Here is a 25,643-nt window from a genome sequence, read left to right on the forward strand (position 1 = left end):
TGCCATCCGGCGGTAATTTGCACCAATCTAACATACAGGCTGTAAAACGATAGCCAAACGGCTTATAAATCCTTACTTTCGGATGCGCAGGACAGAGACAATGAGCAAGCCCAATCAGCAAGGAATCACCTTCTCTAAAAACGATGTAGAAATTATTGCACGCGAAACGCTTTATCGTGGTTTTTTTTCGCTGGATTTATACCGTTTTCGCCATCGCCTGTTTAACGGTGGAATGAGCGGCGAGGTGACGCGCGAAATTTTTGAACGCGGGCATGCCGCAGTCTTGCTACCCTTTGACCCGGTACGTGATGAAGTGGTGCTGGTCGAGCAAATCCGCATCGCCGCGTATGATACCAGCGAGAGCCCGTGGCTGCTTGAAATGGTCGCCGGTATGATTGAAGACGGTGAGACCCCCGAGGACGTTGCCCGCCGCGAAGCGGTAGAAGAAGCCGGGCTGGTCGTCGGGCGGACAAAACCGGTCTTGAGCTACCTGGCCAGCCCAGGCGGCACCAGCGAAAGACTGTCGATTCTGGTCGGTGAAGTCGATGCCACAACGGCAAAAGGGATTCACGGTCTGGCGGATGAAAATGAAGACATCCGGGTGCATGTGGTAAGCCGGGAGCAGGCTTATCAGTGGGTTGAAGAGGGGAAAATCGACAATGCGGCCTCTGTCATCGCCTTGCAATGGCTGCAATTGCATTATCACAATTTACGTAATGAGTGGACAAAATGAAGCGTTATACACCTGACTTCCCGGAAATGATGCGCCTGTGTGAAACCAATTTTGCTCAGTTGCGCCGCTTGTTGCCTCGAACCGATGCAGCCGGCGATGTCGCGGGCTATCAGGTGGGCAATGCGCAATATCGATTAACTATCGTCGAGTCGACCCGCTACACTACATTAGTGTCAATTGAGCAGACGGTTCCGGCGGTAAGTTACTGGAGTTTACCGTCAATGACGGTACGTCTGTATCATGACGCGATGGTCGCTGAAGTGTGTTCGACTCAGCAGATCTTTCGCTTCAAAGCAAAGTATGATTATCCTAATAAAAAGTTGCATCAACGCGACGAAAAGCATCAAATTAATCAGTTCCTGGCGGACTGGCTGAGATACTGTTTAGCACATGGAGCGATGGCGATTCCGGTTTGTTAGCGTCGTGAAACCTAAGGACACCATTTGGAAAGCCTGTTGAATCTGCCTCTGGCTGGTGAGACCAGAGTCAGGATATTACAAATTACTGATACTCACCTGTTTGCTGAAAAACATGAAACGCTGTTAGGTATCAATACCTGGGAAAGCTACCAGGCCGTGCTGGATGCCATCCATGCCTCACAGCGTCCATGCGATCTTATAGTAGCAACAGGCGATCTGGCGCAGGACCATTCAGCCGCGGCCTATCAGCACTTTGCTGAAGGTATCGCGAGTTTTGCCGCGCCCTGCGTCTGGTTGCCGGGCAATCATGACTTCCAGCCGGCGATGTACAGCACGCTGCAGGAATCAGGTATTTCCCCGGCCAAAAGGGTCTTGCTGGGCGATCGTTGGCAAATATTGCTGTTGGACAGCCAGGTGTTTGGCGTTCCCCACGGCGAGCTGAGCGAGTTTCAGCTTGAGTGGCTGGAGCAGAAGCTGGCGGAAGAGCCTGAGCGTTATACGCTGCTGCTGTTGCATCATCATCCGCTCCCTTCGGGTTGTAGCTGGTTGGATCAACACAGCCTGCGGAACGCCGGGGCTCTGGATCGTGCGCTGGCCGCTTTCCCGCGCGTAAAACATTTACTCTGCGGCCATATTCACCAGGAACTGGACCTCAACTGGAACGGGCGGCGGATGATGGCCACTCCCTCGACCTGCGTACAGTTTAAGCCGCATTGCGCCAATTTTACCCTGGACACCATTTCTCCCGGCTGGCGCTGGCTGGAACTGCACGCCGACGGTACCTTGACCACGGAAGTTTGCCGCCTTAACGGCGTGAAGTTTCACCCGGATATTGCTTCAGAAGGATACTGATGGCTACGCTCCTTTATCTGCATGGTTTTAACAGTTCACCGCGGTCGGCAAAAGCGACGGCGTTGAAGGACTGGCTGACGCAGACCTTTCCCGAGATTACGATGGTGGTGCCTGAGCTACCCGCCTACCCGGCAGAAGCGGCGGAGATGCTGGAAGCCATTGTGCTGGAACGCGGCGGGGAACCGCTGGGGGTGGTGGGGTCTTCGCTGGGAGGCTACTATGCCACCTGGCTATCGCAGTGTTTTATGCTGCCGACGGTGGTGGTTAACCCGGCGGTACGCCCGTTTGAACTGCTGAACAATTTCCTTGGCCCCAATGAGAATCCGTACACGGGGCAGCAATATGTGCTAGAGTCACGCCATATTTACGATCTCAAAGTCATGCAAATCGACCCGCTGGAAGCGCCTGATTTAATCTGGCTGCTGCAGCAAACGGGCGATGAAGTGCTTGATTACCGCCAGGCCGTTGCTTACTACGCCTCATGCCGGCAGACGGTAGAGGAGGGCGGCAATCACGCATTTGTCGGCTTTGAAGATCATTTCACTCAGATTATCGATTTTCTGGGTCTGCGTTAAGCGGCCCTGGATGACCTACGAATACACACCATGACGCAATCTTCATATAACGCTGATGCCATTGAGGTACTCACCGGGCTAGAGCCGGTTCGCCGCCGTCCGGGGATGTACACTGACACAACACGTCCTAACCATCTCGGCCAGGAAGTTATTGATAACAGTGTGGATGAAGCACTGGCTGGCCATGCGAAACGCGTGGAGGTCATTCTTCATGCCGATCAATCGCTGGAAGTGATCGACGATGGACGCGGGATGCCGGTTGATATCCACCCGGAAGAAGGGGTTCCGGCGGTTGAGCTGATCCTGTGCCGGCTGCATGCGGGCGGCAAATTCTCCAGCAAGAACTACCAGTTCTCGGGTGGCCTGCACGGGGTGGGTATTTCGGTGGTCAACGCCCTGTCGAAGCGTGTGGAAGTGAACGTCCGCCGCGATGGCCAGATCTACAGCATCGCCTTCGAGAACGGCGATAAAGTTGAAGATCTTCATGTCACCGGTACCTGCGGTAAACGCAATACCGGAACCAGCGTGCATTTCTGGCCGGATGAGAGCTTCTTTGACAGTCCGCGTTTTTCCGTCTCGCGTCTGACGCATGTACTCAAAGCTAAAGCCGTGCTTTGCCCCGGGGTCGAGATTGTCTTCCGTGACCAGGTAAACAACAGCGAACAGCGCTGGTGTTACCAGGACGGCCTGACTGATTACCTGTGCGAAGCGGTGAACGGCCTGCCGCTGCTGCCGGAAAAACCGTTCGTCGGCAACTTCTCCGGCGAAACCGAAGCGGTCGACTGGGCGCTGCTGTGGCTACCGGAAGGCGGGGAGCTGCTGACCGAAAGCTACGTTAACCTGATCCCGACCATGCAGGGCGGTACCCATGTTAACGGCCTGCGCCAGGGGCTGCTCGAAGCGATGCGCGAGTTCTGTGAATATCGCAATATCCTGCCGCGCGGCGTGAAGCTGTCTGCGGAAGATATCTGGGATCGCTGTGCCTACGTGCTGTCGGTGAAAATGCAGGATCCGCAGTTTGCCGGTCAGACCAAAGAGCGTCTCTCTTCGCGTCAGTGCGCGGCGTTTGTCTCCGGGGTGGTGAAAGATGCCTTCAGCCTGTGGCTGAACCAGAACGTTCAGGCCGCGGAGCTGCTTGCCGAGATGGCCATCTCCAGCGCTCAGCGCCGGATGCGCGCTGCCAAAAAGGTGGTTCGTAAAAAGCTGACCAGCGGCCCCGCGCTGCCGGGCAAGCTGGCGGACTGTACCGCCCAGGATCTGAACCGTACCGAGCTGTTTCTGGTGGAAGGGGACTCGGCAGGCGGTTCTGCCAAGCAGGCGCGCGACCGGGAATATCAGGCGATTATGCCGCTGAAGGGTAAAATCCTTAATACCTGGGAAGTCTCTTCGGATGAAGTGCTGGCCTCGCAAGAGGTGCACGACATTTCGGTGGCTATCGGTATCGATCCGGACAGCGACGACTTAAGTCAGCTTCGCTACGGCAAGATTTGTATCCTCGCGGATGCGGACTCCGATGGCCTGCACATTGCCACGCTGCTGTGTGCGCTGTTTGTGAAGCACTTCCGCACGCTGGTGAAGCACGGGCACGTCCACGTTGCGCTGCCGCCTTTGTACCGTATCGATCTCGGCAAAGAGGTTTACTACGCGCTGACGGAAGAAGAGAAAGCCGGCGTGCTGGAGCAGCTCAAACGTAAGAAGGGCAAACCGAACGTACAGCGCTTTAAAGGGCTGGGTGAGATGAACCCGATGCAGCTGCGTGAAACCACGCTTGACCCGAATACCCGCCGCCTGGTTCAGCTGATTATCAGTGATGAGGATGAGCAGCAGACTACCGCGATGATGGATATGCTGTTAGCCAAGAAACGTTCGGAAGACCGTCGTAACTGGCTGCAGGAGAAAGGGGATATGGCGGATCTGGAAGCCTGACCTGCTGTTTAAGCAGAACTGGCGCTCCGCCAGTTCTGACTCACTTCTGGTTTTTTCTTTGTGCGCAGGGTGCGCAGGCTTAAATGCCGGACTGCAGGATACGGATACTGGTCTCCAGCACGTCGCCTTTCACCGCTTCAGCGTATGCTTTCATATGCGGAGTTTGCAGATGCGCTTCAAGATGGGCAACGCTTTCCCACTGTTCAACCATGACGATCGAATCCGGAGAGGTGCTCTGGAAACTCACGCCGGCAGCGTGGTCCACCAGCGGCGCATAGCCGTGGCAGCCCTCTTCCTGTAAAACCACCGGAACAAGTTTTGCAAACTGATCAAGTACCGCCTGGCGATGATGTTGGCCCGGGCGTGTACGAATTTCTGCGATCACTGTCAACATGATTAACTCAACTCCTTCTGTATGTAGACCTTTAGTTAACCAAAAATCTGCGCCAGATGCTTGCGATATTCTGCTATGTCACGCGGAACATCCGGCATTTTAATGACGTCGTTGGCGATAAAGGTCGGCAGAGGGGTCATGCCGAGGAACTGGTTGGCTTTATGGAACGGCAGATAAACACCGTCAATGCCCACGCCGTGGAAGAACTGATCCTTATCGGTGAAGGCATCCATCGGTGCGTTCCAGGTCAGGGAGAGCATGTATTGCTTGCCCTGAATCAAGCCGCCGGAACCATATTTCTTGCTGGCGTCGGAGCGGGTGCGTCCGTCGCTGGCATACAGCGAGCCATGCCCTTCGGTGAAGACGTCATCAATATATTTCTTCACGGTCCACGGCGCGCCCATCCACCAGCCCGGCATTTGCCAGATAACCACGTCGGCCCAGAGGAAATTCTGTACTTCTTGCCGGACGTCGTAATCGCTTTCAGCACGAACGATTTTAACATCATGCCCGGCGTCGCGCAGATAACCATCCGCGACCTCGGTCAGGGTGTCATTCAACTGGCCGTTTGAATGGGCGAATTTCTTCGCGCCGTTGATAATCAGGATGTTGCTCATTTTTTACCCTTCAGGTTTCGAGTTTGTCACTGATTTTACCCCGCGAGGCGGGGCGGTAAAATGAGCAAAATGTGCAAAGTCTTTTGCGTTAATTGCAATAATTGCTACCAGCGCACGCGCGCCGCGAAACCGCCTTCGGGCGCGTTGCTGAAGTCTACCGTCATCCGGTGCAGCGCGGCAATGCGGCGGACGATAGATAATCCCAGCCCGCTACCGGGCTCATCCTGGCCGGGAGGGCGATAGAAGCGCTCGCCGATACGCGCCAGCGCCTCGGGGCTGACGCCCGGGCCATTATCGCGAACGGAAAACTCACGGGCATCAAGAGTGATATCGACCTGGCTGCCGCGCGGGCTGTAACGTACGGCGTTATCCAGCAGATTGCGCACCAGCAGACTCAGCAGCAGCGGCTGGCCCGGCTGCATGACCTGAGTTGCGTTCAGGTGCAGGCGAAGCTCAATGCCCGCCTGCTGCGCAGAGTGGTACATCTCCATGACCGACGATTGCAGCAGCTCATCGATGGCTATCGTATGCACATCATCAAGCTGCGCCAGAGAATCGAGGCGCGACAACGTTAAAAGCTGGTCTACCAGCCGGGTTGCGCGGTCAATTCCTTCATGCAGCTGCGCCAGCGCTTTCTCCCGCCCCTGCGGGTCGTCCATTGATAGCTGAGCGACTTCAGTCTGCACTTTCAGGGCTGCAAGCGGGCTGCGCAGCTCGTGTGCGGCATCGGAGGTAAACCGGCGCTCGCGTATCATGGTGTCATGCGTACGAGCAAACAGCTGATTCAGGGCATCGACCAGCGGCCGGACTTCACTGGGCACCTTGTCGACGTTAAGCGATTCCGCCGAGTCCGGCGCGCGCAGACGCAGCGTTCTGGCCAGCTGTTTTAACGGCGCCAGCTCCCGGCTCAATAGCACAATCAGCAGCAGGAACATCAGCGGCAGCGCCACCAGCCAGGGAGTCAGCTGGGAGGTGACGATATCCAGCGCCATTTCCCGCCGGTAGTCCCACTCCTGACCCACGACAATACGGTAGCGGCCATCGCCGGTGGTTAGCTGCAGGAAGCGCCATTCATCATCATCGTTATTCAGATAGCCATCGCTGAAGCCTTCCCGACGATTCTGCCACGGGATGTCCTGACCATTCTCGCCGTCGTGAAGCAGGCGCTTGCCGTCGGCCGTGAAAATCGCGAACGCCAGCGCGTCGTCATCGAGGTGGCCGTGCTTGATCTTCTTTTTTGTCCGCACCGGCGCCGTGAGCGTATGCAGCTCGTCGAAATTCATGGCGCTCAGTCGGCGGGCAAACAGCAGCTGTTGGGTATCAAAGAGCTTATCCAGTTTTTCCGTGGTTTGTTGCCAGGCAAAAAAGCAGGCGATGCCCCAGGCCGCGCTGGTCAGCAGGAAAAACAGGAGCGTCAGGCGGACGCGCAGGCTAAGTCGTTTCATGCATCACCGAGGGTATAGCCGATACCGTGAACGGTACGAATAAATTCACTGCCGAGCTTGCGGCGCAGGTGATGAACGTGCACCTCGACCGCATTGCTGGAGACATCGTCATCCCAGGTATAGAGTTTCTCTTCAATGAGCTTGCGCGGCAGCACACGTCCGGCATTGCGCATCAGTAGCTCCAGCAAGGCGAACTCTTTTGGCTTCAGCGCCAGGTTGTCGCCGTTCACCGTTACGGTCAGACCAATGGGATCGAGCGCAACGTGGCCATGGCGCAGCTCGCTGCTGCTCTGGCCGTGGGTGCGACGAATCAGGGCCTCCAGACGGGCGGCAACTTCAATCAGCGCGAAAGGTTTACACAGATAGTCATCGGCGCCGAGGCGCAGCCCTTCAACCCGCTGGCTGAGCGCATCGCGGGCCGTGAGGATCAGTACCGGCTCGTGGCGGCCCTGATTACGCCATTCGCGCAGGATATCCAGCCCGTCGATGCCGGGCAGCGTCAGGTCGAGGATCGCCGCGTCATAGGGCGCCGTATAGAGCGCGGTTTTGCCCTCTTCGCCGCGGGTAAACCAGTCGATGCTGAAGCCCATTTTTGTCAGCCCGACTTTAATGCCATCGCCGATGAGCTTGTCGTCTTCCACCAGTAAAATGCGCATTGGCCGCTCCTGTGGCTGTCATGAGTACGCGCAGTAAACCGCGTTGCGGCAGGCGCTGTACAGTAATAAAATTTCTTTTTTCTGCTTAAGAAGTCGTTAAGTTTTGCCTGATGTAATCATGGTCATATAACCAGACAAGGAGAACATCTTATGAAGAAAATGGCTGCAATGACCGCGATCGTCGCTTTAATTTCGATGCCGGTGCTGGCTGCTGAACAAGGTGGTTTTAACGGACCGGGTGCGACGCAAACCAGCCAGACGTCTACGCAAAAAGGCGGTTTTATTGGCCCGAGCGGGAGCGTAACGACGGTGGAAAACGCCAAATCCTTGCGGGATGACACCTGGGTGACCCTGCGCGGTAAAATCGTGCAGCGGATTTCCGACGATCTGTATAAATTCCAGGATGCTTCCGGGACGGTGAATGTGGATATTGACCATAAACGCTGGAACGGCCTGACCGTCACACCGCAGGACACCGTTGAGATCCAGGGGGAGGTCGACAAAGACTGGAACTCGGTCGAAATCGATGTGAAGCAGATTACTAAAGTCACCCCGTAAGCGCGACATCGCGCAAGATCGGTCAGGAATCGCTATCCTCGCGCTGCCAGAGTATGTCCGGAGGAGGAGACGATGAACGAGACCAGAACCAGCCCGGCGTACGCCGGGCGTTTTCAGCGCGTGTGTTTATACATTGAGCGTCATCTGGATGAACCCCTGTCGCTGGAGACGCTGAGCGCGATCGCGCACAGCTCGCCGTACCACTTTCACCGGCAATTCACTGCCTGTAGCGGCGTACCGCTATATCGCTATATCCAGTGGCTGCGTCTGCGCCGCGCCTGCTGGCGTCTGGCGTTCAGGCCGCAGGATAAAATCATCGATATTGCCCTTGATGCCGGGTTTCAGAATCCGGAATCGTTCAGTCGTGCCTTCCGTGCCGCGTTCGCTCAAAGCCCCAGCCAGTTCCGTCAACAGCCGGACTGGCAGGAGTGGCATCGACGCGTTCCGAAACATACGTTACAGGAGCAACATCCGATGGTGGTTAAAATAGTCCAGTTCCCTGAGACGCAGGTGGCGATGTTGCGCCACCGCGGCAGTCCTGATTTGGTCAATGCTACGGCGGCGCAGTTTATCGCCTGGCGCAAGGCGAGCGGGTTATCGCCGGTCGCCACCAGCGCGACCTGGGGCGTGTCGTGGGACGATCCCGCGGCCACCCCCGCTGACGATTTCCGTTTTGATATCTGCGGGTCGGTCAGCGAACCGATCGCGGAAAACGCCTTTGGCGTGGTGAATGGCACCATTCCGGGCGGGCGATGCGCAGTGGCGCGCCATCACGGCTCGCTGGATACGCTCGCGCAAAGTATCTGGTCTCTCTACCGCGACTGGCTACCGACGTCGGGCGAAACGCCACGCGATTTTCCGCTGTTTTTTCGTTACCTCAACTTCGTGCATGAAGTCGGCGAACACGAGCTACAGACCGATATTTATCTGCCGTTACGCTGATTAGCGCCAGCGGAATCCTCAGCCGATCTCACGGCCTGTGACTCAGGGCGTGAGATCGGGTATTATCGCGGGTAGTTTTGCCGCCCGCACGGTCGGTACGCAGATTGAGGATTCACGATTAATGAGCGATATGGCAGAGCGCCTTGCGCTGCATGAATTTACGGAAAATGCTTACCTGAACTATTCCATGTACGTCATCATGGACAGGGCGTTGCCGTTTATTGGCGATGGTCTGAAGCCGGTCCAGCGTCGCATCGTTTACGCGATGTCTGAGCTGGGGCTGAACGCCAGCGCGAAGTTCAAAAAGTCCGCCCGCACCGTGGGTGATGTGCTGGGTAAATATCACCCGCACGGCGATAGCGCATGCTATGAAGCTATGGTGCTGATGGCGCAGCCATTCTCCTACCGCTACCCGCTGGTGGATGGGCAGGGGAACTGGGGGGCGCCGGACGATCCTAAATCCTTCGCCGCGATGCGTTATACCGAATCCCGTTTGTCGAAGTATGCGGAACTGCTGCTGGGCGAACTGGGGCAGGGAACCGTCGACTGGGTGCCGAACTTCGACGGGACGATGCAGGAGCCGAAAATGCTGCCTGCGCGTCTGCCGAATATCCTGCTGAACGGCACTACCGGCATCGCCGTTGGTATGGCAACCGATATTCCTCCGCACAACCTGCGTGAAGTGGCGCAGGCTGCCATTACGTTGATCGAAAAACCGCAGACCTCGCTCGACGAACTGCTGGATATCGTTCACGGGCCAGACTACCCGACCGAAGCCGAAATCATTACTCCACGCGCGGAGATCCGCAAAATCTACCAGAACGGTCGCGGTTCGGTGCGGATGCGTGCGGTATGGAAAAAAGAGGACGGCGCGGTAGTGATTACGGCGTTGCCGCATCAGGTTTCCGGCGCCCGCGTGCTGGAACAGATTGCCGCTCAGATGCGCAACAAAAAGCTGCCGATGGTTGACGATCTGCGCGATGAGTCGGACCACGAAAACCCGACGCGCCTGGTGATCGTCCCGCGTTCGAATCGCGTGGATATGGAACAGGTGATGAATCATCTGTTTGCGACCACCGATCTTGAAAAAAGCTATCGCATCAACCTGAACATGATCGGCCTCGACAATCGTCCGGCGGTAAAAAACCTGCTGGAGATCCTCGCGGAATGGCTGACCTTCCGCCGCGATACCGTGCGTCGTCGTCTGAACTACCGGCTGGAGAAAGTGCTCAAGCGTCTGCACATCCTCGAAGGTTTGCTGGTCGCGTTCCTCAACATTGATGAAGTGATTGAAATTATCCGCCACGAGGATGAACCGAAGCCGGCCCTGATGTCGCGTTTTGGCATCAGCGAAACCCAGGCGGAAGCGATCCTTGAGCTGAAACTGCGTCACCTCGCCCGACTGGAAGAGATGAAGATCCGCGGCGAGCAGAGCGATCTGGAAAAAGAGCGCGATCAGCTGCAGGCGATTCTGGCCTCTGAACGGAAGATGAACAACCTGCTGAAGAAAGAGCTGCAGGCCGACGCCGAAACCTTCGGCGACGATCGTCGTTCACCGCTGCGCGAGCGCGAAGAAGCAAAAGCGATGAGCGAGCACGACATGCTGCCGTCTGAACCGGTGACCATCGTGCTGTCGCAAATGGGCTGGGTGCGGAGCGCCAAAGGCCACGATATTGACGCGCAGGGCCTGAGTTATAAAGCCGGCGATAGCTGGAAGGCGTCGTCGAAAGGCAAGAGCAACCAGCCGGTGGTGTTTATTGATACCACCGGGCGTAGCTACGCCATCGATCCCATTACGCTGCCGTCGGCACGCGGTCAGGGTGAGCCGATTACCGGCAAACTGACGCTACCGCCGGGCGCCAGCATTGAACATATGCTGATGGAAAGCGACGATCGCAAGCTGCTGATGGCCTCCGACGCCGGCTACGGTTTCGTCTGTACCTTCAACGATCTGGTGGCGCGCAACCGCGCAGGCAAGGCGCTGATTACGTTGCCGGATAACGCGCGCGTCATGGCGCCGCTGGTGATTGAGGATGATTCAGACATGCTGCTGGCGATCACCGCTGCCGGACGCATGCTGATGTTCCCGGTCAGCGACTTACCGCAGCTGTCGAAAGGTAAGGGGAATAAGATTATCAATATTCCGTCGGCGGAAGCGGCTTCCGGTCAGGATGGCCTGGCGCACTTGTTCGTGCTGCCGCCGCAGAGCACGCTGACTATCCACGTCGGGAAACGCAAAATTAAACTGCGTCCCGAAGAGCTGCAAAAAGTCACCGGTGAACGCGGTCGTCGCGGCTCGCTGATGCGCGGACTGCAGAAAATCGATCGTGTGGAAATCGATTCGCCGCGTCGGGCATCGTCGGCGGGCGATAGCGAAGAGTAAGATGAGCCTCCCCTGCTATCCGGTAGGGGAGGCTAAAATTTGCCGCAAAATCGTTGTTTATTCAGGTGTTGCGATTAACAATAGGCGCAAAATCATTCAAGATACGTCGGGGCGGCCAGCAAATGACACCCGACGCCTGCAATCTGCTAAACAGCGAGTCAGTACCCTTTACACGTGAGTTGCGCTGAAATGCAACGACGAGCGTGTCAGGCGTGTCGTGCACGTGCGGTCACGATGTACCGGGCGATATCGCCGTTCGCGCGCATACGAGCTGAAGTTTAACGGGTATCATTCTAAGCGGTTTGGGTTTTAGAGGTAGCTATGCTATTTATTTTTCGACTAATTGTTGTTGTTATTTATTGTCTCTTTGTGTGCATATTTGGCTGTATTTACTGCTTGTTCAGCCCGCGTAATCCTAAACACGTGGCCACCTTCGGGCATCTGTTTGGCCGGCTCTCTCCGCTGTTCGGCCTGAAGGTCGAAACGCGTAAGCCTGCTGATGCAGAGAGCTATGGCAATGCGATCTACATCGCTAACCATCAGAACAACTATGATATGGTGACGGCATCAAATATCGTACAGCCGCCGACCGTGACCGTGGGTAAAAAGAGCCTGGTGTGGATCCCGTTTTTTGGTCTGCTCTACTGGTTGACGGGGAACCTGCTGATTGACCGTAATAACCGGGCGAAAGCGCATGGCACTATCTCGCAGGTCGTCAATACGTTTAAAAAACGCAAAATCTCTTTCTGGATGTTCCCGGAAGGTACGCGCAGCCGCGGTCGCGGTTTGCTCCCCTTTAAAACCGGCGCTTTCCACGCGGCGATTGCCGCTGGCGTACCGATTATTCCGGTGTGCGTTTCCAATACTTCGAATAAAATTAACCTCAATCGCCTGAACAATGGTCTGGTGATTGTCGAAATGCTGCCGCCGGTCGATACCAGCCAGTTTGGTAAAGAGGGCGTACGTGCGCTGGCAACGCACTGCCGCGAGCTGATGGCGGCGAAGATTGAAGAGCTGGATCGCGAGGTTGCTGAACGCGAAGCGGCGGCAAAGAAATAAACCAGGAACTGCCGCGATAATGCGAGCACAGGGCTAGCGGGAAACGAATTCCCTTTTTGATGAGTTAGTATTCCATGGAGTTAATATGTCACTCAGTCGGCGTCAGTTTATTAAGGCTTCAGGCGTAGCGCTGTGCGCGGGAGCCGTGCCGCTGAACGCACATGCCGCCGGCCAGCAGCCAGCCTTGCCGGTTCCACCGCTGCTGGAATCCCGCCGCGGCCAGCCGCTGTTTTTAACTCTGCAGCGGGCGCACTGGTCATTTACCCCGGGAACGCGCGCCTCGGTATGGGGCGTGAACGGTCGCTATCTCGGGCCGACGATCCGCGTGTGGAATGGCGATGATGTTAAGCTCATTTACAGCAACCGCCTGACGGAAAACGTCGCCATGACCATTCGGGGCCTGCAGGTTCCCGGTCCGCTGATTGGCGGCGCGGCGCGAATGATGTCGCCGAACGCCGACTGGGCGCCGGTGCTGCCGATTCGCCAGAGTGCCGCCACGCTGTGGTATCAGGCGAATACCCCGAACCATATGGCCAGACAGGTCTATAACGGTCTGGCGGGCATGTGGCTGGTGGAAGATGAAATCAGCAAAAATCTCCCGGTACCTAATCACTATGGCGTGGATGACTTCCCGGTGATTATTCAGGACAAGCGGCTGGATAATTTCGGTACCCCGGAATACAGCGAACCCGGCAGCGGCGGTTTTGTCGGCGATACGCTGCTGGTGAACGGCGTACAGAGTCCGTATGTCGAAGTGTCGCGCGGCTGGGTGCGCCTGCGTCTGCTGAACGCCTCTAACTCCCGCCGCTATCAGCTGCAGATGAGCGATGGCCGGCTGATACACGTTATCTCCGGCGATCAGGGCTTTTTACCTGCGCCGGTGTCACTGAAACAGCTGTCGCTGGCCCCCGGCGAACGGCGAGAAATTCTGGTGGATATGACCAACGGCGATGAGGTGTCGATTACCTGCGGCGAAGCGGCGAGCATCGTTGATCGTATCCGTGGCTTCTTCGAACCGTCGAGCATCCTGATTTCTACGCTGCTATTAACGTTGCGTCCGACGGGCCTGCTGCCGCTGGTTACCGATAGTCTGCCGGTGCGTTTGCTGCCGACGGAGTTCCTGTCCGGTACGCCGCTTCGCTCACGGGATATCTCTCTGGGCGACGATCCGGGCATTAACGGTAATCTGTGGGATCCGCAGCGCATTGATATCACCGCCCAGCAGGGCACCTGGGAGCGCTGGACGGTGCGCGCCGATCGGCCGCAGTCGTTCCATATAGAAGGGGTGATGTTCCAGGTGCGTAACGTGAACGGGTCCGCGCCGTTCCCGGAGGATCGCGGCTGGAAAGATACCGTCTGGGTCGACGGGCAGGTGGAGCTGCTGGTGTACTACGCGCAGCCTTCCTGGCCGCATTTCCCGTTCCAGTTCCTGAGCCAGACGCTGGAGCTTGCCGACCGTGGTTCCATTGGCCAGATGCTGGTCAATCCCGCACCGTAATGCCTCATACCCTGACCGGATCGCGGTCAGGGTATAAGAAAATCTCCCTTCATTTCCATCATCGATCCGGCTTATAATCGCCGCCCTTTGATTATTTTTTTATCATTTTTTCCGGAAGCAATATGAGCGCAATATCCCTGATCCAACCGGATCGTGACCTTTTTTCCTGGCCGCAGTATTGGGCCGCCTGCTTTGGCCCGGCGCCATTTTTACCAATGTCACGCGAAGAGATGGATCAACTTGGCTGGGATAGCTGCGACATTATCCTGGTCACCGGCGATGCGTATGTCGACCATCCGAGCTTCGGAATGGCGATCTGCGGACGCATGCTGGAAGCGCAGGGATTCCGCGTCGGGATTATTTCCCAGCCTGACTGGAACAATAAAAATGACTTTATGCGCCTCGGCAAACCGAACCTGTTCTTCGGGGTCACCGCCGGCAATATGGACTCGATGATCAACCGCTACACCGCTGACCGTAAGCTGCGCCACGATGATGCTTATACCGCGGGCAATGTTGCCGGTAAACGTCCTGACCGCGCCACGCTGGTCTATACCCAGCGCTGTAAAGAAGCGTGGAAGGATGTCCCGGTTATCCTCGGGGGAATCGAGGCCAGCCTGCGTCGTACCGCGCATTATGATTACTGGTCTGATACCGTGCGCCGTTCGGTGCTGGTGGACTCGAAAGCCGATATGCTGATGTTCGGCAACGGCGAGCGTCCGCTGGTGGAAGTGGCGCATCGTCTGGCTGCCGGTGAGCCGATTGGCCAAATTCGCGACGTGCGTAATACCGCCATTATGGTCAAAGAGGCGCTGCCGGGCTGGAGCGGTGTGGACTCTACCCGTCTGGATACGCCGGGTAAAATTGACCCGATCCCGCACCCGTATGGCGAAGACCTGCCGTGCGCGGATAACAAAACCGTCGCGCCGCCAAAACAAGAAGCCAAACGTGTTACCGTTCAACCGCCGCGTCCGAAGCCGTGGGAAAAAACCTACGTCCTGCTGCCTTCCTTTGAGAAGGTGAAAGGGGACAAGGTGCTGTACGCGCACGCGTCACGTATTCTGCATCATGAGACCAACCCGGGCTGCGCGCGCGCGTTAATGCAAAAGCACGGCGAGCGTTATATCTGGGTTAACCCACCGGCAATCCCGCTGTCGACGGAAGAGATGGACAGCGTGTTTGCGCTGCCGTATAAGCGCGTCCCGCACCCGGCATATGGCGACAGCCGTATTCCGGCTTACGAGATGATTCGTTTCTCGATAAACATTATGCGCGGCTGTTTCGGCGGCTGTTCTTTCTGCTCCATCACCGAGCATGAAGGGCGCATCATTCAGAGCCGTTCCGAAGATTCGATCATCAACGAGATCGAAGCGATTCGCGACACGGTTCCCGGCTTTACCGGTGTTATCTCCGATCTTGGCGGCCCGACAGCCAACATGTATATGCTGCGCTGCAAGTCGCCGCGTGCGGAACAAACCTGTCGCCGTTTATCCTGCGTCTATCCGGATATCTGTCCGCACATGGATACCAACCATGAGCCAACGATCAATCTGTATCGTCGCGCCCGCGATCTGAAAGGGATTAAAAAAATCCTCATCGCCTCTGGCGTGCGCTATGACATCGCCGTCGAGGATCCGCGCTACATCAAAGAGCTGGCGACTCACCACGTTGGCGGCTATCTGAAGATTGCCCCGGAACATACGGAAGAAGGCCCGCTGTCAAAAATGATGAAGCCGGGTATGGGAAGCTATGACCGCTTTAAAGAGCTGTTCGATACCTATTCGAAGCAGGCGGGCAAAGAGCAGTACCTGATCCCATACTTTATCTCTGCGCACCCGGGGACTCGTGATGAAGATATGGTGAACCTGGCCCTGTGGCTGAAAAAACACCGTTTCCGTCTCGACCAGGTCCAGAACTTCTATCCGTCGCCGCTGGCCAACTCGACCACCATGTATTACACCGGCAAGAACCCGCTGGGTAAGATTGGCTATAAGAGTGAAGACGTTGTGGTGCCGAGAGGCGACAAACAGCGCCGTCTGCATAAAGCGCTGTTGCGTTACCACGATCCGGCGAACTGGCCGCTGATTCGTCAGGCGCTGGAGAGCATGGGCAAGAAGCATCTGATTGGATCGCGCCGCGACTGTCTGGTTCCTGCACCAACGCTGGATGAGATGCGTGAGGCGCGTCGTCAGAACCGCAATACCCGCCCGGCGTTAACCAAACATACGCCCATTGTGCATCAGCGTTCGAACGGTGGGGAGACGGCGAAGAAGCCCGTAAAACGCGGCAAGGTCGCCAGCCGTTAAGTCTGTTGTATGGCCCGGTGGCGCTGCGCTTTCCGGGCCGGTAAACGGTGAATCACAGGCCGGATCGGCGTCAGCGCCATCCGGCCTGTTTGCGCTCTATCCGCCGAACTGATCCGGATCCGGTCCCAGACGTTTGTTCTGGTCCAGTTTTGCCATCTCACCCAGCTCGTCTTTATCGAGACGGAAATCCCAGACGTTGAAGTTCTCCGCAATACGCGCCGGCGTTACGGATTTCGGAATCACCACCAGCCCATTGTCCAGGTGCCAGCGGATAACAATCTGCGCGGGCGTTTTACCGTATTTATCCGCGAGATGGTGAACAATTTTCTGATCGAAAACGCCTTCTCCCCCCTGCGCCAGCGGGCTCCAGGATTCCGTCTGAATTTTATGCGTGGCGTTCCAGGCATGAAGCTGACGTTGCTGTAGCAAAGGGTGAAGCTCTACCTGGTTTATCACCGGCACGATGCCGGTTTCATCGAGCAGCCGCTGGAGATGGTGTACCTGGAAGTTACAAACGCCGATGCTTTTGACCAGCCCCTCTTTTTGCAGCTCAACCATGCCTTTCCAGGCGTCAACATAGTGGTCAATCGCCGGAACCGGCCAGTGCATAAGATAGAGATCGACATAATCGAGCTGCAGCTTGCTCAGGCTCTCTTGCAGCGCTTCACGAGGCCGTTTTTGGTCGTCGTTCCACAGTTTCGTGGTGATAAACAGCTCATCGCGGGGGACGCCTGCGCAGCGCAACGCATTGCCGACACCGGTCTCATTTTGGTATGCGGCGGCGGTGTCAAAAGAGCGATAACCGACTTCCAGCGCCTTATGAATGGCGGAGACGACTTCCTCGTTGCCTGCTTTCCACACGCCGAGACCCAGTTGTGGCATCAGGTTGCCGTCGTGCAGTTTTATAACGGTTGGATGTGTCATGCCTTCCTCCTGTTAATGAAACTCAGCGGTATACATTCCGCTAAGGGGTAGCATTAAGTCTGGACGAAATAGCTAAAAACGGTAGTAAAACTCTTCTCCTTCCCACAAGTTCACGGGAAGGAGAGGAGAGGGAGAAAGGGAAAACTTAGCGTGCAGCCTCGTAAATCCGGCGGCTGACCTCAAGGGTGATATCCTGATTTTCACCCAGCGCCGTCATGCCGTGTTCTTCCAGTTTAGCCAGTAATGCCGGGATGGAGCTACCGTCCAGACCGTAGTCGGAAAGACGGGTCGGTACGCCAAGCTGTTCGAAGAAGTTACGCGTCGCGGCGATAGCGGCATCGATACGTTCGTCTTCAGAGCCCTCGGTAATATTCCAGACGCGAGCGGCATACTGCAGCAGTTTCGCGCGTTTAGTCTCGCGTTTTTCATTCCACAATACTGGCAGCACAATGGCCAGCGTCTGGGCATGATCGAGGCCATGCATCGCGGTCAGCTCATGACCCAGCATGTGCGTTGCCCAGTCCTGGGGAACGCCGGCGCCGATCAGGCCGTTTAGTGCCTGGGTCGCGGCCCACATAATATTGGCGCGAACGTCGTAATTTTCCGGCTCCTTCAGCGCTTTCGGACCCTCTTCAATCAGGGTCAGCAGAATGCCTTCGGCGAAGCGATCCTGAATTTTGCCATCAACCGGGTAGGTAACGTACTGCTCAACGGTATGGACAAATGCGTCAACCACGCCGTTGGCCACCTGACGCGGTGGCAGGGTATAGGTATAAACCGGATCGAGGATCGCAAACACCGGCTGCACATGAGAAGACATGAAGGCGCGTTTGTCGCCGGTCGTTTTACGTGAAACCACGGCACCTTTATTGGATTCGGAACCGGTTGCCGGCAGCGTCAGCACGGAGCCCATCGGGATCGCACTTTTCACGTGGCTGCCGTAGGTTTCGAGAATTTCCCACGGATCGACGTTTTCGTCATAGTGCGCCGCCGCGGCGATGAATTTGGTGCCATCCAGTACCGAACCACCGCCGACGGCGAGCAGGAAGGTGACGTTTTGTTCACGGGCGATTTTCACCGCGTTCATCAGCGTTTCGTAAGAGGGGTTTGGTTCAATCCCGCCAAACTCCAGAACGTCGAAGCCGTTCAGGGCGTTGAGGACCTGATCGAGCACGCCGGTTTTTTTCACGCTGCCGCCGCCGTAGGTCACCAGAATCCGGGCATCCGCCGGGATTTGGTCGCGCAGGTTAGCGATGGCGCCTTTACCAAACAGGATGCGGGTTGGGGTATGTAGATCGAAATTGTTCATTATTCGTGCCCTCAAAAAAAGAAAACTGCCGACTGAGAGGATGCCTCGGCCAGATGACGGTCATTGTGGTCCTGTCGCCGGTTCCTCTCAATGCACATTCCTGCCGTTGTCTTGCCCATTTCTCCACCGGGCTGGAGAAAAGGCAGAAATATGCGCACAATGCAGAGGTGAGAAAACGTCTGGAGAAGCACCGAAAATGAACCGCGCCGAGATATGCCAGCTGTTGACGGAAAAGGTTAATGCACTGAAAGATAACGAAGAAAACCTCAGCTTGCTGCTGCCAGATATTCGTCTGTTGTACGGCACGCAGCCGGGGACTCGCACGCCGGTGATGTACCAGCCAGGCATTGTTTTTCTCTTTTCAGGTCATAAAATTGGCTACATCAATGAGCGGACTTTTCGCTATGACACCAATGAATACCTGCTGTTGACGGTCCCCCTGCCGTTTGAGTGCGAGACCTTCGCAACGCCAGAGGTGCCGCTTGCGGGATTGCGCCTGAATGTGGATATTCTTCAGCTGCAGGAGCTGCTGATGGACATTGGCGAGGACGCGCTGTTTCAGCCCTCGATGGCCTCCAGCGGCATCAACTCGGCGGCGTTATCGGACGAGATCCTGTGTGCCGCGGAGAGGCTGCTGGATGTGATGGAGCGGCCGCTGGATGCGCGTATCCTTGGCAAACAGATCATCCGCGAGATCCTCTATCACGTGCTTACCGGGCCATGCGGCGGGGCGCTGCTGGCGCTGGTCAGCCGACAAACCCACTTCAGCCTGATTAGCCGTGTTCTGAAGCGCATTGAAAGCCAGTACACCGAAAACCTCAGCGTCGATCAGCTGGCGGCGGAAGCCAATATGAGCGTCTCGGCGTTTCATCATAATTTCAAATCGGTGACCAGCACCTCGCCGCTGCAGTATCTCAAAAGCTATCGCTTACATAAGGCGCGGATGCTGATGATTCATGACGGGATGAAAGCCAGCGCCGCGGCGATGCGCGTCGGTTACGAGAGCGCGTCGCAGTTCAGTCGTGAGTTTAAACGCTACTTTGGCATGACGCCGGGAGAAGATGCGGCGCGAGTGCGCAGCATGCAGGGGGCCTGATTTGGTTGCCGCGGGCGCGAAGCCGGTTCCGGCCGCGGCTGGTTTTATTTGTTTCCTGCCGCCAGCGAGGCAAATTTCGTCCTTTTTTTAACGCCTGCGCTCTTTTTTTAACCTCTCTTTTGATTTTGGCCAACTCCCTTATCGATATATACCTGATTATATAGCGAATGATTTTTGCCCAGCCGACCGTCCCAGCCGGGGAATATCATCGGCAGGCGCTTCGTCGCCGTATTGCGCCAGCGTTTGGCGGATAACGCCATGCAATCGTTACTCAATTAACGCTATCAATACGCAGGGAAAATGGGATATGAAAATAATAAAGTGGATCGTTATCGCCCTGGCGGCGCTCGGTAGCCCGCTCGCTTTTGCCGCTGAGCTGCATCTGTACGCGGGTGCCGGACTGCGTGTCCCGGTCGATCAAATTGTCGCCAGGTATGAAAAAGAGAGCGGCAACACGGTGATCGTCGAGTATGGCGGCTCCGGCCAGATCCTGACGCGTTATCAGCTTACGCAGCAGGGCGATCTTTTCCTCCCCGGTTCGGCCGATTACGTCGAAAAACTCCGGCAGCAGGGGAAAGTGGCGGCCGCCTTCCCCCTCGTGCACCACACCCCGGTAATGGCCGTGCGTAAAGATAAGGCGGCGGGTATCGACTCCTATGCCGCGCTGGCCGATAGCTCGCTGAAAATTGGCATGGGCGATCCCCAAAGCATCGCGTTAGGCAAAAGCGGTGAGAAGCTGCTGGAGGCCACGGGATATGGCGAAGCGCTGCGTCAAAAGGTGGTGGTTCGCACCGCGACGATCAAACAGCTGGTGCTCTATTTGCTGAACGGCGACGTTGACGCCGCGGTGATCGGCCGAACGGATGCGGTAAAAAACCGGCAGCAGCTGGTTCTGCTGCCGGTGCCGGCGAATACGCCGGATGAGGTGGCAACGCTTGCGGTGCTGCGGACCAGTCAGCACCCCGAGGAAGCCCGTCAGCTGGCGAACGCTTTTACCTCCGCGCAGGGGATAAAAACGTTTACCGACCTCGGCTATCTGCCGCTGGAAAAGTAAACCCAGATGGCTAATCGTCAGGTAAATTCTCTGGCCGGGCTGATGTTTGCGCCGCTCTGTCTGCTGCTGATGCTGGTTGTCGGCTCGCTGCTGTCGCTGGTATTCGAACTGGACTTGGCCACCCTCATGCAGGTCTTGCAGGAGCCGGAGCTGCACTTTGCCATCGCGATGTCGGTGGGCACCGCCTTGCTGTCGCTTCTGCTGGCGCTGCTGATCGGGATACCCGCCGCGTGGGTGATGGCGAGAACCGCCTTCCGCGGGAAAGGTATTATCGACGCGCTGCTGGATATTCCGCTGGTGACGCCGCCGCTGATCGTCGGCATTGGGCTACTGCTGTTGCTGGGTCAGCGCGGGCCGCTGAACGGTATCTTTCCGCAGCTCTCCGCGCTGCTCTTCTCTCCGCTGGGCGTGATTATCGCCCAGACCTACGTTGCCAGCGCGATAGTGGTACGGGCGGCGAGCGCCGCATTCTCATCGCTCGACCCGGCATTTATCGCCACGGCGCATAACCTTGGGCTGACGCCAGTCCGCACGCTGCTGCTGGTTGAAATCCCGCTGTGCTGGCCCTCCCTGCTGAGCGGCGGCGTGCTGGCGCTGGCCAGGGCACTGGGGGAGTTTGGTGCGACCCTCATGCTGGCAGGGGCGATCCGCTTTAAAACGGAAACCCTGCCCATGGCGGTGTACCTGAATATTGCCAGCGGCGATTTTTCACTGGCGATAGGCTGCTCGCTGCTGCTGATTGCGCTGGCAGGGCTGTTGCTGGTGATTCTGCACCGGATCCAACGACTCTATAAAGCGAGAGAGTATGTTGCGCGTTGAAAATGTCACCACGCGGATTTTGCAGGGGATAAGCTTCCGCGTGCCGGAGGGACGCTGTGTGGCGATCGCCGGGCCGTCCGGGAGCGGCAAGACCACCATGCTGAACGCGATTGCCGGAGCGCTTCCTTATCAGGGAACGATTTATCTTGCCGGCCAGCGCCTTGACGACCTGCCGCCATGGCAAAGGCCGTGCCGCTATCTCAACCAGCGTCTTTACCTTTTTCCTTACCTGACGGTTCGCGGCAACCTCGCGCTGGCGCAGTACGCGGCGGGCCTTCCGCGGGTCAAGAAGGAGCAGATGGATCTGCTGGAAGAGATGGGCATCGCTCACCTGGCGGAGCGCTATCCGCGGCAGATTTCCGGCGGGGAGCAGCAGCGGGCGGCGCTCTCCAGGGCGCTGATCTCCCGCCCCAGGCTGCTGCTGCTGGACGAGCCTTTCTCAAGCCTCGATCGCGGGACCCGTGTCCGGCTATGGGAAGCGGTGCGTTCTCTGCGACGCCATGCGGTGACGGTGGTGCTGGTGACGCACGAACCGGAAGAAGCGGCGGCGCTGGCTGACAGGCGGCTGGTGTTACTCAACGGCAGGCTGGTTAGCGAGGGGGGAGAATAAGGGAGGGCCCCTCCCTTATTTATGCTTTATTACGCGCTGCAGAACTTTTTCTTAATGACCACTACCAGGGTACCCACCAGCCCGGCCACCAGCAGCGCGATTGGCAGAATCATCAGGCAGGTCATGACCTGGTCTTCATGTCGCTTCACAAACGGGATCATGCTGAGCGCATAGCCCAGACCGGTAACCACGCCGACCCACAGCAGCGCGCTGAGCCAGTTGAAGAACTGAAAGCGGCGGTTGGAGAGCCCGGAAATGCCGGCCATCGTTGGCAGCAGGGTGCGCACGAAGGCGAGGAAACGACCGGCCAGCAGCGCCAGAAGACCATGTTTATCAAACATACAGGTCGCACGTTGATGGTACTTCTGCGGCAGATGGGCGAGCCAGCCTTTAACGGTTTCGGTATTGCCAAGCCAGCGTCCCTGCAGATAGCTCAGCCAGCAGCCGAGGCTGGCAGCGGCGGTAAGGATGGCAAGAGTCGGCACAAAGTCCATGACGCCTTTGGCTATGAGCGCACCGGCGAGCAGCAGCAGGCTGTCCCCGGGTAAAAATGACGCGGGCAGCAGACCGTTTTCCAGAAACAATGTCATGAACATGACCAGATATACAACGCCCACGACCTGGGGGTTTGCCAGCGCGGCAAAATCATGTTGCCACAGGGCGGCGACAATCTCTTGAATGACAACCATGGACTTTCCTAAGTGGTACCGTATTTTTGACTAGTGTACTCCTGAAGAGCCCCGAACACCTTGATCTCGGGCGCAACAAAAGCGGCCGCCTTACGCAGAACGTCCGCTATTGTTGCCACTCGCTGCCACTTTACACGATACGGGAGAAGCCTGCCGCTAAATCCGCCAGCAGATCGTCAACATTTTCTAAACCGATATGGACGCGAATCAGCGTGCCGCTGAAATCGACTTCAGCTTCCGGACGAATTGAGGCGATTTGTTCCGGCTGGTTAGCCAGAATCAGCGATTCAAAACCGCCCCAGGAGTAGGCCATGCTGAACAAGCTGAAGTTGTCGAGGTATGCAGCAAGCTCGGCGTCGGTCAGACGTTTATTGAGGACAAAAGAGAACAGGCCGCTGCTGCCGGTAAAATCGCGCTGCCAGAACTCGTGGCCTTTGCTGCCCGGTAGCGCAGGGTGATTGACGCGCGCGACCTGCGGATGTTGCGCCAGCCATTCGGCGATACGCAGGCTGCTTTCATGATGCTGACGCAGGCGCACGCCAAGGGTGCGCAGGCCGCGGCTGGTCATATAGGCGGTATCCGCATCGACCATTTGCCCCATCAGGTAGGCGTTTTCCCGCAGCTGATCCCAACAGCGTGCGTTGGATACCGCGGTGCCGACCATCGCATCAGAGTGGCCTATCAGGTATTTCGTCCCGGCCTGGATGGAGATATCGACGCCAAAATCCAGCGCTTTAAACAGCACGCCGGCAGCCCAGGTGTTGTCGATCATGATAATCGCCTGTGGGGCAACGCGGCGTACGGCGGCAACGATTGCCGGAACGTCGTGAACTTCCATGGTGATAGAGCCGGGAGACTCGAGGAACACCACTCGGGTGTTTGGCTGAATCTGGCGGGCGATATCGGCGCCAGTCAGCGGATCGAACCAGCTGGTGGTGACGCCGAGCTTCGCGAGGATTTTAGTGCAAAAGTCCTGGCTGGGCTCATACGCGGTGTTAGTCATCAGGACATGGTCGCCCTGTTCAACGAAGGCCAGAATAGTATTGGCAACGGCTGCGGCGCCGCAGGGAAACAGCGCGCACCCGGCGCCACCTTCCAGTTCACACATGGCTTCCTGTAACGAAAAGTGGGTCAATGTCCCGCGACGGCCGTAAAACAGCTCGCCTTTTGCCCGGTTGCGGGTGGCGTGCTTTTTGGCTTCGACAGTCTCGAACACCAGCGATGAAGCACGCTGAATCACGCTGTTGACCGAGCCCTGAGTATATTTTTTACTGCGCCCGGCATTGACCAGCGCGGTATCAAGATGTTTATCAGCCATGTTTTTTTACCTGGTTTTATACGTCTGGACGTCTAAACTAACATGAATGGCCCAACCTGTACCGGGGAATGGCCGATACGGGCAAAAATTTTGCGAAATCCGCGGTCGGCCACTTTTTTACTGCGTAAGCGCAAGGAATCTAAACGTGATTTGCTGCACAGTGTAAATACTAATGAGAACCACTATCAATTCGATGCTTTTTTGATATTATTGTGCTCAGATTTTGTGATTGACGTCCTGGAGATTCAGCGTGGGTAATAATTTGATGCAGGCGGACCTGTCCGTTTGGGGTATGTATCATCATGCCGATATTGTCGTTAAGGTCGTGATGATTGGCCTGATTTTGGCGTCGATAGTCACTTGGGCTATCTTTTTCGGCAAAGGTGCTGAAATGCTCTCCAGTAAGCGCCGTCTCAAGCGCGAACAGCAGTTGCTCGGCGAGGCTCGTTCTCTCGATCAGGCCAGCGATATCGCCAGCAGTTTCCACCCGAAAAGCTTAAGCACCCAGCTTATCAACGAAGCACAGAACGAGCTGGCGCTCTCTGAAGGCGTCGAAGATAACGAAGGGATTAAAGAGCGTACCGGTTTCCGCCTTGAGCGTCGCGTGGCGTTCGTCGGCCGTTACATGGGCCGCGGCAACGGTTATCTGGCGACCATCGGGGCGATTTCCCCGTTCGTCGGCCTGTTTGGTACCGTCTGGGGTATCATGAACAGCTTCATCGGCATTGCGCAGACGCAGACTACCAACCTTGCAGTCGTTGCACCGGGCATCGCTGAAGCGCTGCTGGCAACGGCTATCGGCCTGTTTGCGGCGATTCCTGCCGTGGTTATCTATAACATTTTTGCCCGCATGATCGGTAGCTACAAAGCGTCGCTCGGCGATGTTGCCGCGCAGGTGCTGCTGCTGCAAAGCCGTGACCTGGATCTGAGCGCCAGCGGCGTAAAACCGGTCCGTACCGCGCAAAAATTACGAGTAGGTTAATGCTTTATGGCAATGCATTTTAACGAAAACCTCGATGATAACGGCGAAATGCATGACATCAACGTCACGCCGTTTATCGACGTCATGCTGGTGCTGTTGATCATCTTTATGGTGGCGGCACCGCTGGCGACCGTGGATGTGAAGGTCAACCTTCCGGCCTCCTCAAGTCAGCCGCAGCCGCGTCCGGAAAAGCCGATTTATCTGTCGGTGAAAGCGGATAAAACGATGTTCCTCGGCAACGATCCCATTACCGAAGAGAGCATGATCGGCGCGCTGGATTCGCTGACTGAAGGGAAGAAAGATACCACCGTCTTCTTCCGCGCGGACAAAACCGTGGATTATGAGACGATGATGAAGGTCATGGATACCCTGCACCAGGCGGGTTATCTGAAGATTGGTCTGGTGGGTGAAGAAACCGTAAAAGCGAAATAACCCCCCCGACGACGCTTCTCAGGCTGGCCATGCGCCAGCCTTTTTTT

The 25,643-nt window shown here is 56.8% G+C and carries 24 protein-coding genes and 1 pseudogene; 17 read left to right on the forward strand and 8 right to left on the reverse strand.

Annotated features, from left to right (window positions below; translation table 11 throughout):
- Window positions 1-100: 100 nt before the first annotated feature.
- From nudF to parE, 5 genes are read left to right on the forward strand one after another with little or no spacing between them, the layout of a single operon-like run.
- Window positions 101-733, forward strand: coding sequence for an ADP-ribose diphosphatase (nudF, locus tag DSD31_RS03540; protein WP_004867773.1), 633 nt, complete (start codon window positions 101-103; stop codon window positions 731-733).
- Entirely contained in the window at window positions 730-1,152 is a 423-nt protein-coding gene (locus DSD31_RS03545) for a DUF1249 family protein (protein ID WP_004867771.1), read from the forward strand. The genes nudF and DSD31_RS03545 overlap by 4 nt, the downstream gene beginning before the upstream one ends.
- 24 nt (window positions 1,153-1,176) lie before the next feature.
- Window positions 1,177-2,004: a 3',5'-cyclic-AMP phosphodiesterase gene (cpdA, locus tag DSD31_RS03550; RefSeq protein WP_113990830.1), complete on the forward strand. Its 828-nt coding sequence runs from the start codon at window positions 1,177-1,179 to the stop codon at window positions 2,002-2,004.
- A complete protein-coding gene (yqiA, locus tag DSD31_RS03555; RefSeq protein ID WP_004867764.1) occupies window positions 2,004-2,579 on the forward strand; it encodes an esterase YqiA in 576 nt (191 codons plus the stop codon). Before cpdA ends, yqiA begins: the two co-directional genes overlap by 1 nt.
- 30 nt (window positions 2,580-2,609) lie before the next feature.
- Window positions 2,610-4,505, forward strand: a complete 1,896-nt coding sequence (parE, locus tag DSD31_RS03560) for a DNA topoisomerase IV subunit B (protein WP_004867763.1) — start codon at window positions 2,610-2,612, stop codon at window positions 4,503-4,505.
- 79 nt (window positions 4,506-4,584) lie between these two features.
- On the opposite strand, the gene DSD31_RS03565 is transcribed toward parE, so the two are convergent.
- The 4 genes from DSD31_RS03565 to qseB form a co-directional block, all read right to left on the reverse strand.
- Window positions 4,585-4,899, reverse strand: coding sequence for a putative quinol monooxygenase (locus DSD31_RS03565; RefSeq protein ID WP_004867760.1), 315 nt, complete (start codon window positions 4,897-4,899; stop codon window positions 4,585-4,587).
- Between the two features lie 35 nt (window positions 4,900-4,934).
- On the reverse strand, window positions 4,935-5,516 hold the full coding sequence (locus tag DSD31_RS03570) for an NAD(P)H-dependent oxidoreductase (RefSeq protein ID WP_113990831.1): 582 nt from the start codon (window positions 5,514-5,516) through the stop codon (window positions 4,935-4,937).
- A 104-nt stretch (window positions 5,517-5,620) separates the two neighbouring features.
- Window positions 5,621-6,961, reverse strand: a complete 1,341-nt coding sequence (gene qseC, locus DSD31_RS03575; RefSeq protein ID WP_004867753.1) for a quorum sensing histidine kinase QseC — start codon at window positions 6,959-6,961, stop codon at window positions 5,621-5,623.
- Window positions 6,958-7,617 carry a quorum sensing response regulator transcription factor QseB gene (qseB, locus tag DSD31_RS03580; RefSeq protein WP_044347910.1) on the reverse strand — a complete coding sequence of 220 codons (660 nt, stop codon included), beginning with the start codon at window positions 7,615-7,617 and terminating at the stop codon, window positions 6,958-6,960. Before qseB ends, qseC begins: the two co-directional genes overlap by 4 nt.
- A 150-nt stretch (window positions 7,618-7,767) precedes the next feature.
- On the opposite strand from qseB, the gene DSD31_RS03585 reads away from it, so the two are divergent.
- The 6 genes and pseudogenes from DSD31_RS03585 to DSD31_RS03610 all read left to right on the forward strand — a co-directional run.
- A complete protein-coding gene (locus tag DSD31_RS03585; RefSeq protein WP_004867749.1) occupies window positions 7,768-8,175 on the forward strand; it encodes a YgiW/YdeI family stress tolerance OB fold protein in 408 nt (135 codons plus the stop codon).
- Window positions 8,176-8,247: 72 nt separating this feature from the next.
- A complete protein-coding gene (locus DSD31_RS03590) occupies window positions 8,248-9,117 on the forward strand; it encodes an AraC family transcriptional regulator (protein WP_004867747.1) in 870 nt (289 codons plus the stop codon).
- Window positions 9,118-9,238: 121 nt separating this feature from the next.
- Window positions 9,239-11,500 carry a DNA topoisomerase IV subunit A gene (gene parC / locus DSD31_RS03595; RefSeq protein WP_004867745.1) on the forward strand — a complete coding sequence of 754 codons (2,262 nt, stop codon included), beginning with the start codon at window positions 9,239-9,241 and terminating at the stop codon, window positions 11,498-11,500.
- A 321-nt stretch (window positions 11,501-11,821) separates the two neighbouring features.
- Window positions 11,822-12,559, forward strand: coding sequence for a 1-acylglycerol-3-phosphate O-acyltransferase (plsC, locus tag DSD31_RS03600; protein WP_004867743.1), 738 nt, complete (start codon window positions 11,822-11,824; stop codon window positions 12,557-12,559).
- A gap of 85 nt (window positions 12,560-12,644) precedes the next feature.
- A complete protein-coding gene (gene ftsP / locus DSD31_RS03605; RefSeq protein WP_015585703.1) occupies window positions 12,645-14,057 on the forward strand; it encodes a cell division protein FtsP in 1,413 nt (470 codons plus the stop codon).
- Window positions 14,058-14,090: 33 nt separating this feature from the next.
- Window positions 14,091-16,330, forward strand: a pseudogene (locus DSD31_RS03610) (YgiQ family radical SAM protein); the annotation flags it as partial.
- A 129-nt stretch (window positions 16,331-16,459) separates the two neighbouring features.
- Here DSD31_RS03610 and dkgA read toward each other — a convergent pair.
- Window positions 16,460-17,287 (reverse strand): 2,5-didehydrogluconate reductase DkgA, encoded by an 828-nt coding sequence (gene dkgA / locus DSD31_RS03615; RefSeq protein ID WP_113990832.1) that lies wholly within the window; start codon window positions 17,285-17,287, stop codon window positions 16,460-16,462.
- 145 nt (window positions 17,288-17,432) lie between these two features.
- The gene (yqhD, locus tag DSD31_RS03620) at window positions 17,433-18,596 is read right to left on the reverse strand and encodes an alcohol dehydrogenase (protein ID WP_004867729.1); all 1,164 of its coding nucleotides are present in this window, start codon (window positions 18,594-18,596) and stop codon (window positions 17,433-17,435) included.
- 196 nt (window positions 18,597-18,792) lie between these two features.
- On the opposite strand from yqhD, the gene DSD31_RS03625 reads away from it, so the two are divergent.
- From DSD31_RS03625 to DSD31_RS03640, 4 genes are all read left to right on the forward strand, one after another.
- Entirely contained in the window at window positions 18,793-19,692 is a 900-nt protein-coding gene (locus tag DSD31_RS03625) for an AraC family transcriptional regulator (RefSeq protein ID WP_004867724.1), read from the forward strand.
- 307 nt (window positions 19,693-19,999) lie between these two features.
- On the forward strand, window positions 20,000-20,746 hold the full coding sequence (modA, locus tag DSD31_RS03630; protein ID WP_015585704.1) for a molybdate ABC transporter substrate-binding protein: 747 nt from the start codon (window positions 20,000-20,002) through the stop codon (window positions 20,744-20,746).
- Between the two features lie 6 nt (window positions 20,747-20,752).
- On the forward strand, window positions 20,753-21,565 hold the full coding sequence (locus DSD31_RS03635) for an ABC transporter permease (RefSeq protein ID WP_113990833.1): 813 nt from the start codon (window positions 20,753-20,755) through the stop codon (window positions 21,563-21,565).
- Window positions 21,552-22,175 (forward strand): ABC transporter ATP-binding protein, encoded by a 624-nt coding sequence (locus DSD31_RS03640; protein WP_015585706.1) that lies wholly within the window; start codon window positions 21,552-21,554, stop codon window positions 22,173-22,175. The genes DSD31_RS03635 and DSD31_RS03640 overlap by 14 nt, the downstream gene beginning before the upstream one ends.
- 29 nt (window positions 22,176-22,204) lie before the next feature.
- On the opposite strand, the gene yghB is transcribed toward DSD31_RS03640, so the two are convergent.
- Together yghB and metC are read right to left on the reverse strand one after the other, a co-directional pair.
- Window positions 22,205-22,864 (reverse strand): DedA family general envelope maintenance protein YghB, encoded by a 660-nt coding sequence (gene yghB / locus DSD31_RS03645; protein ID WP_004867712.1) that lies wholly within the window; start codon window positions 22,862-22,864, stop codon window positions 22,205-22,207.
- Between the two features lie 130 nt (window positions 22,865-22,994).
- Window positions 22,995-24,182: a cystathionine beta-lyase gene (metC, locus tag DSD31_RS03650; protein WP_004867707.1), complete on the reverse strand. Its 1,188-nt coding sequence runs from the start codon at window positions 24,180-24,182 to the stop codon at window positions 22,995-22,997.
- Between the two features lie 250 nt (window positions 24,183-24,432).
- Between metC and exbB the strand changes: the two genes are divergently transcribed.
- Together exbB and exbD are read left to right on the forward strand one after the other, a co-directional pair.
- Window positions 24,433-25,164, forward strand: a complete 732-nt coding sequence (gene exbB, locus DSD31_RS03660; protein WP_004867704.1) for a tol-pal system-associated acyl-CoA thioesterase — start codon at window positions 24,433-24,435, stop codon at window positions 25,162-25,164.
- Window positions 25,165-25,170: 6 nt separating this feature from the next.
- Window positions 25,171-25,596 (forward strand): TonB system transport protein ExbD, encoded by a 426-nt coding sequence (exbD, locus tag DSD31_RS03665; protein ID WP_004867700.1) that lies wholly within the window; start codon window positions 25,171-25,173, stop codon window positions 25,594-25,596.
- Window positions 25,597-25,643 lie beyond the last annotated feature (47 nt).

The sequence above is a fragment of the Klebsiella sp. X13 genome, assembly GCF_003323835.1.
Taxonomy (GTDB): Bacteria; Pseudomonadota; Gammaproteobacteria; order Enterobacterales; family Enterobacteriaceae; genus Klebsiella; species Klebsiella ornithinolytica.

Bases quoted from the DNA above. Each gene is read 5' to 3' on its own strand.
- nudF (WP_004867773.1), top strand. From the start codon at position 101: ATGAGCAAGCCCAATCAGCAAGGAATCACCTTCTCTAAAAACGATGTA.
- DSD31_RS03545 (WP_004867771.1), top strand. From the start codon at position 730: ATGAAGCGTTATACACCTGACTTCCCGGAAATGATGCGCCTGTGTGAA.
- yqiA (WP_004867764.1), top strand. From the start codon at position 2,004: ATGGCTACGCTCCTTTATCTGCATGGTTTTAACAGTTCACCGCGGTCG.
- parE (WP_004867763.1), top strand. From the start codon at position 2,610: ATGACGCAATCTTCATATAACGCTGATGCCATTGAGGTACTCACCGGG.
- DSD31_RS03565 (WP_004867760.1), bottom strand. From the start codon at position 4,899: ATGTTGACAGTGATCGCAGAAATTCGTACACGCCCGGGCCAACATCAT.
- DSD31_RS03570 (WP_113990831.1), bottom strand. From the start codon at position 5,516: ATGAGCAACATCCTGATTATCAACGGCGCGAAGAAATTCGCCCATTCA.
- qseC (WP_004867753.1), bottom strand. From the start codon at position 6,961: ATGAAACGACTTAGCCTGCGCGTCCGCCTGACGCTCCTGTTTTTCCTG.
- qseB (WP_044347910.1), bottom strand. From the start codon at position 7,617: ATGCGCATTTTACTGGTGGAAGACGACAAGCTCATCGGCGATGGCATT.
- DSD31_RS03585 (WP_004867749.1), top strand. From the start codon at position 7,768: ATGAAGAAAATGGCTGCAATGACCGCGATCGTCGCTTTAATTTCGATG.
- DSD31_RS03590 (WP_004867747.1), top strand. From the start codon at position 8,248: ATGAACGAGACCAGAACCAGCCCGGCGTACGCCGGGCGTTTTCAGCGC.
- parC (WP_004867745.1), top strand. From the start codon at position 9,239: ATGAGCGATATGGCAGAGCGCCTTGCGCTGCATGAATTTACGGAAAAT.
- plsC (WP_004867743.1), top strand. From the start codon at position 11,822: ATGCTATTTATTTTTCGACTAATTGTTGTTGTTATTTATTGTCTCTTT.
- ftsP (WP_015585703.1), top strand. From the start codon at position 12,645: ATGTCACTCAGTCGGCGTCAGTTTATTAAGGCTTCAGGCGTAGCGCTG.
- dkgA (WP_113990832.1), bottom strand. From the start codon at position 17,287: ATGACACATCCAACCGTTATAAAACTGCACGACGGCAACCTGATGCCA.
- yqhD (WP_004867729.1), bottom strand. From the start codon at position 18,596: ATGAACAATTTCGATCTACATACCCCAACCCGCATCCTGTTTGGTAAA.
- DSD31_RS03625 (WP_004867724.1), top strand. From the start codon at position 18,793: ATGAACCGCGCCGAGATATGCCAGCTGTTGACGGAAAAGGTTAATGCA.
- modA (WP_015585704.1), top strand. From the start codon at position 20,000: ATGAAAATAATAAAGTGGATCGTTATCGCCCTGGCGGCGCTCGGTAGC.
- DSD31_RS03635 (WP_113990833.1), top strand. From the start codon at position 20,753: ATGGCTAATCGTCAGGTAAATTCTCTGGCCGGGCTGATGTTTGCGCCG.
- DSD31_RS03640 (WP_015585706.1), top strand. From the start codon at position 21,552: ATGTTGCGCGTTGAAAATGTCACCACGCGGATTTTGCAGGGGATAAGC.
- yghB (WP_004867712.1), bottom strand. From the start codon at position 22,864: ATGGTTGTCATTCAAGAGATTGTCGCCGCCCTGTGGCAACATGATTTT.
- metC (WP_004867707.1), bottom strand. From the start codon at position 24,182: ATGGCTGATAAACATCTTGATACCGCGCTGGTCAATGCCGGGCGCAGT.
- exbD (WP_004867700.1), top strand. From the start codon at position 25,171: ATGGCAATGCATTTTAACGAAAACCTCGATGATAACGGCGAAATGCAT.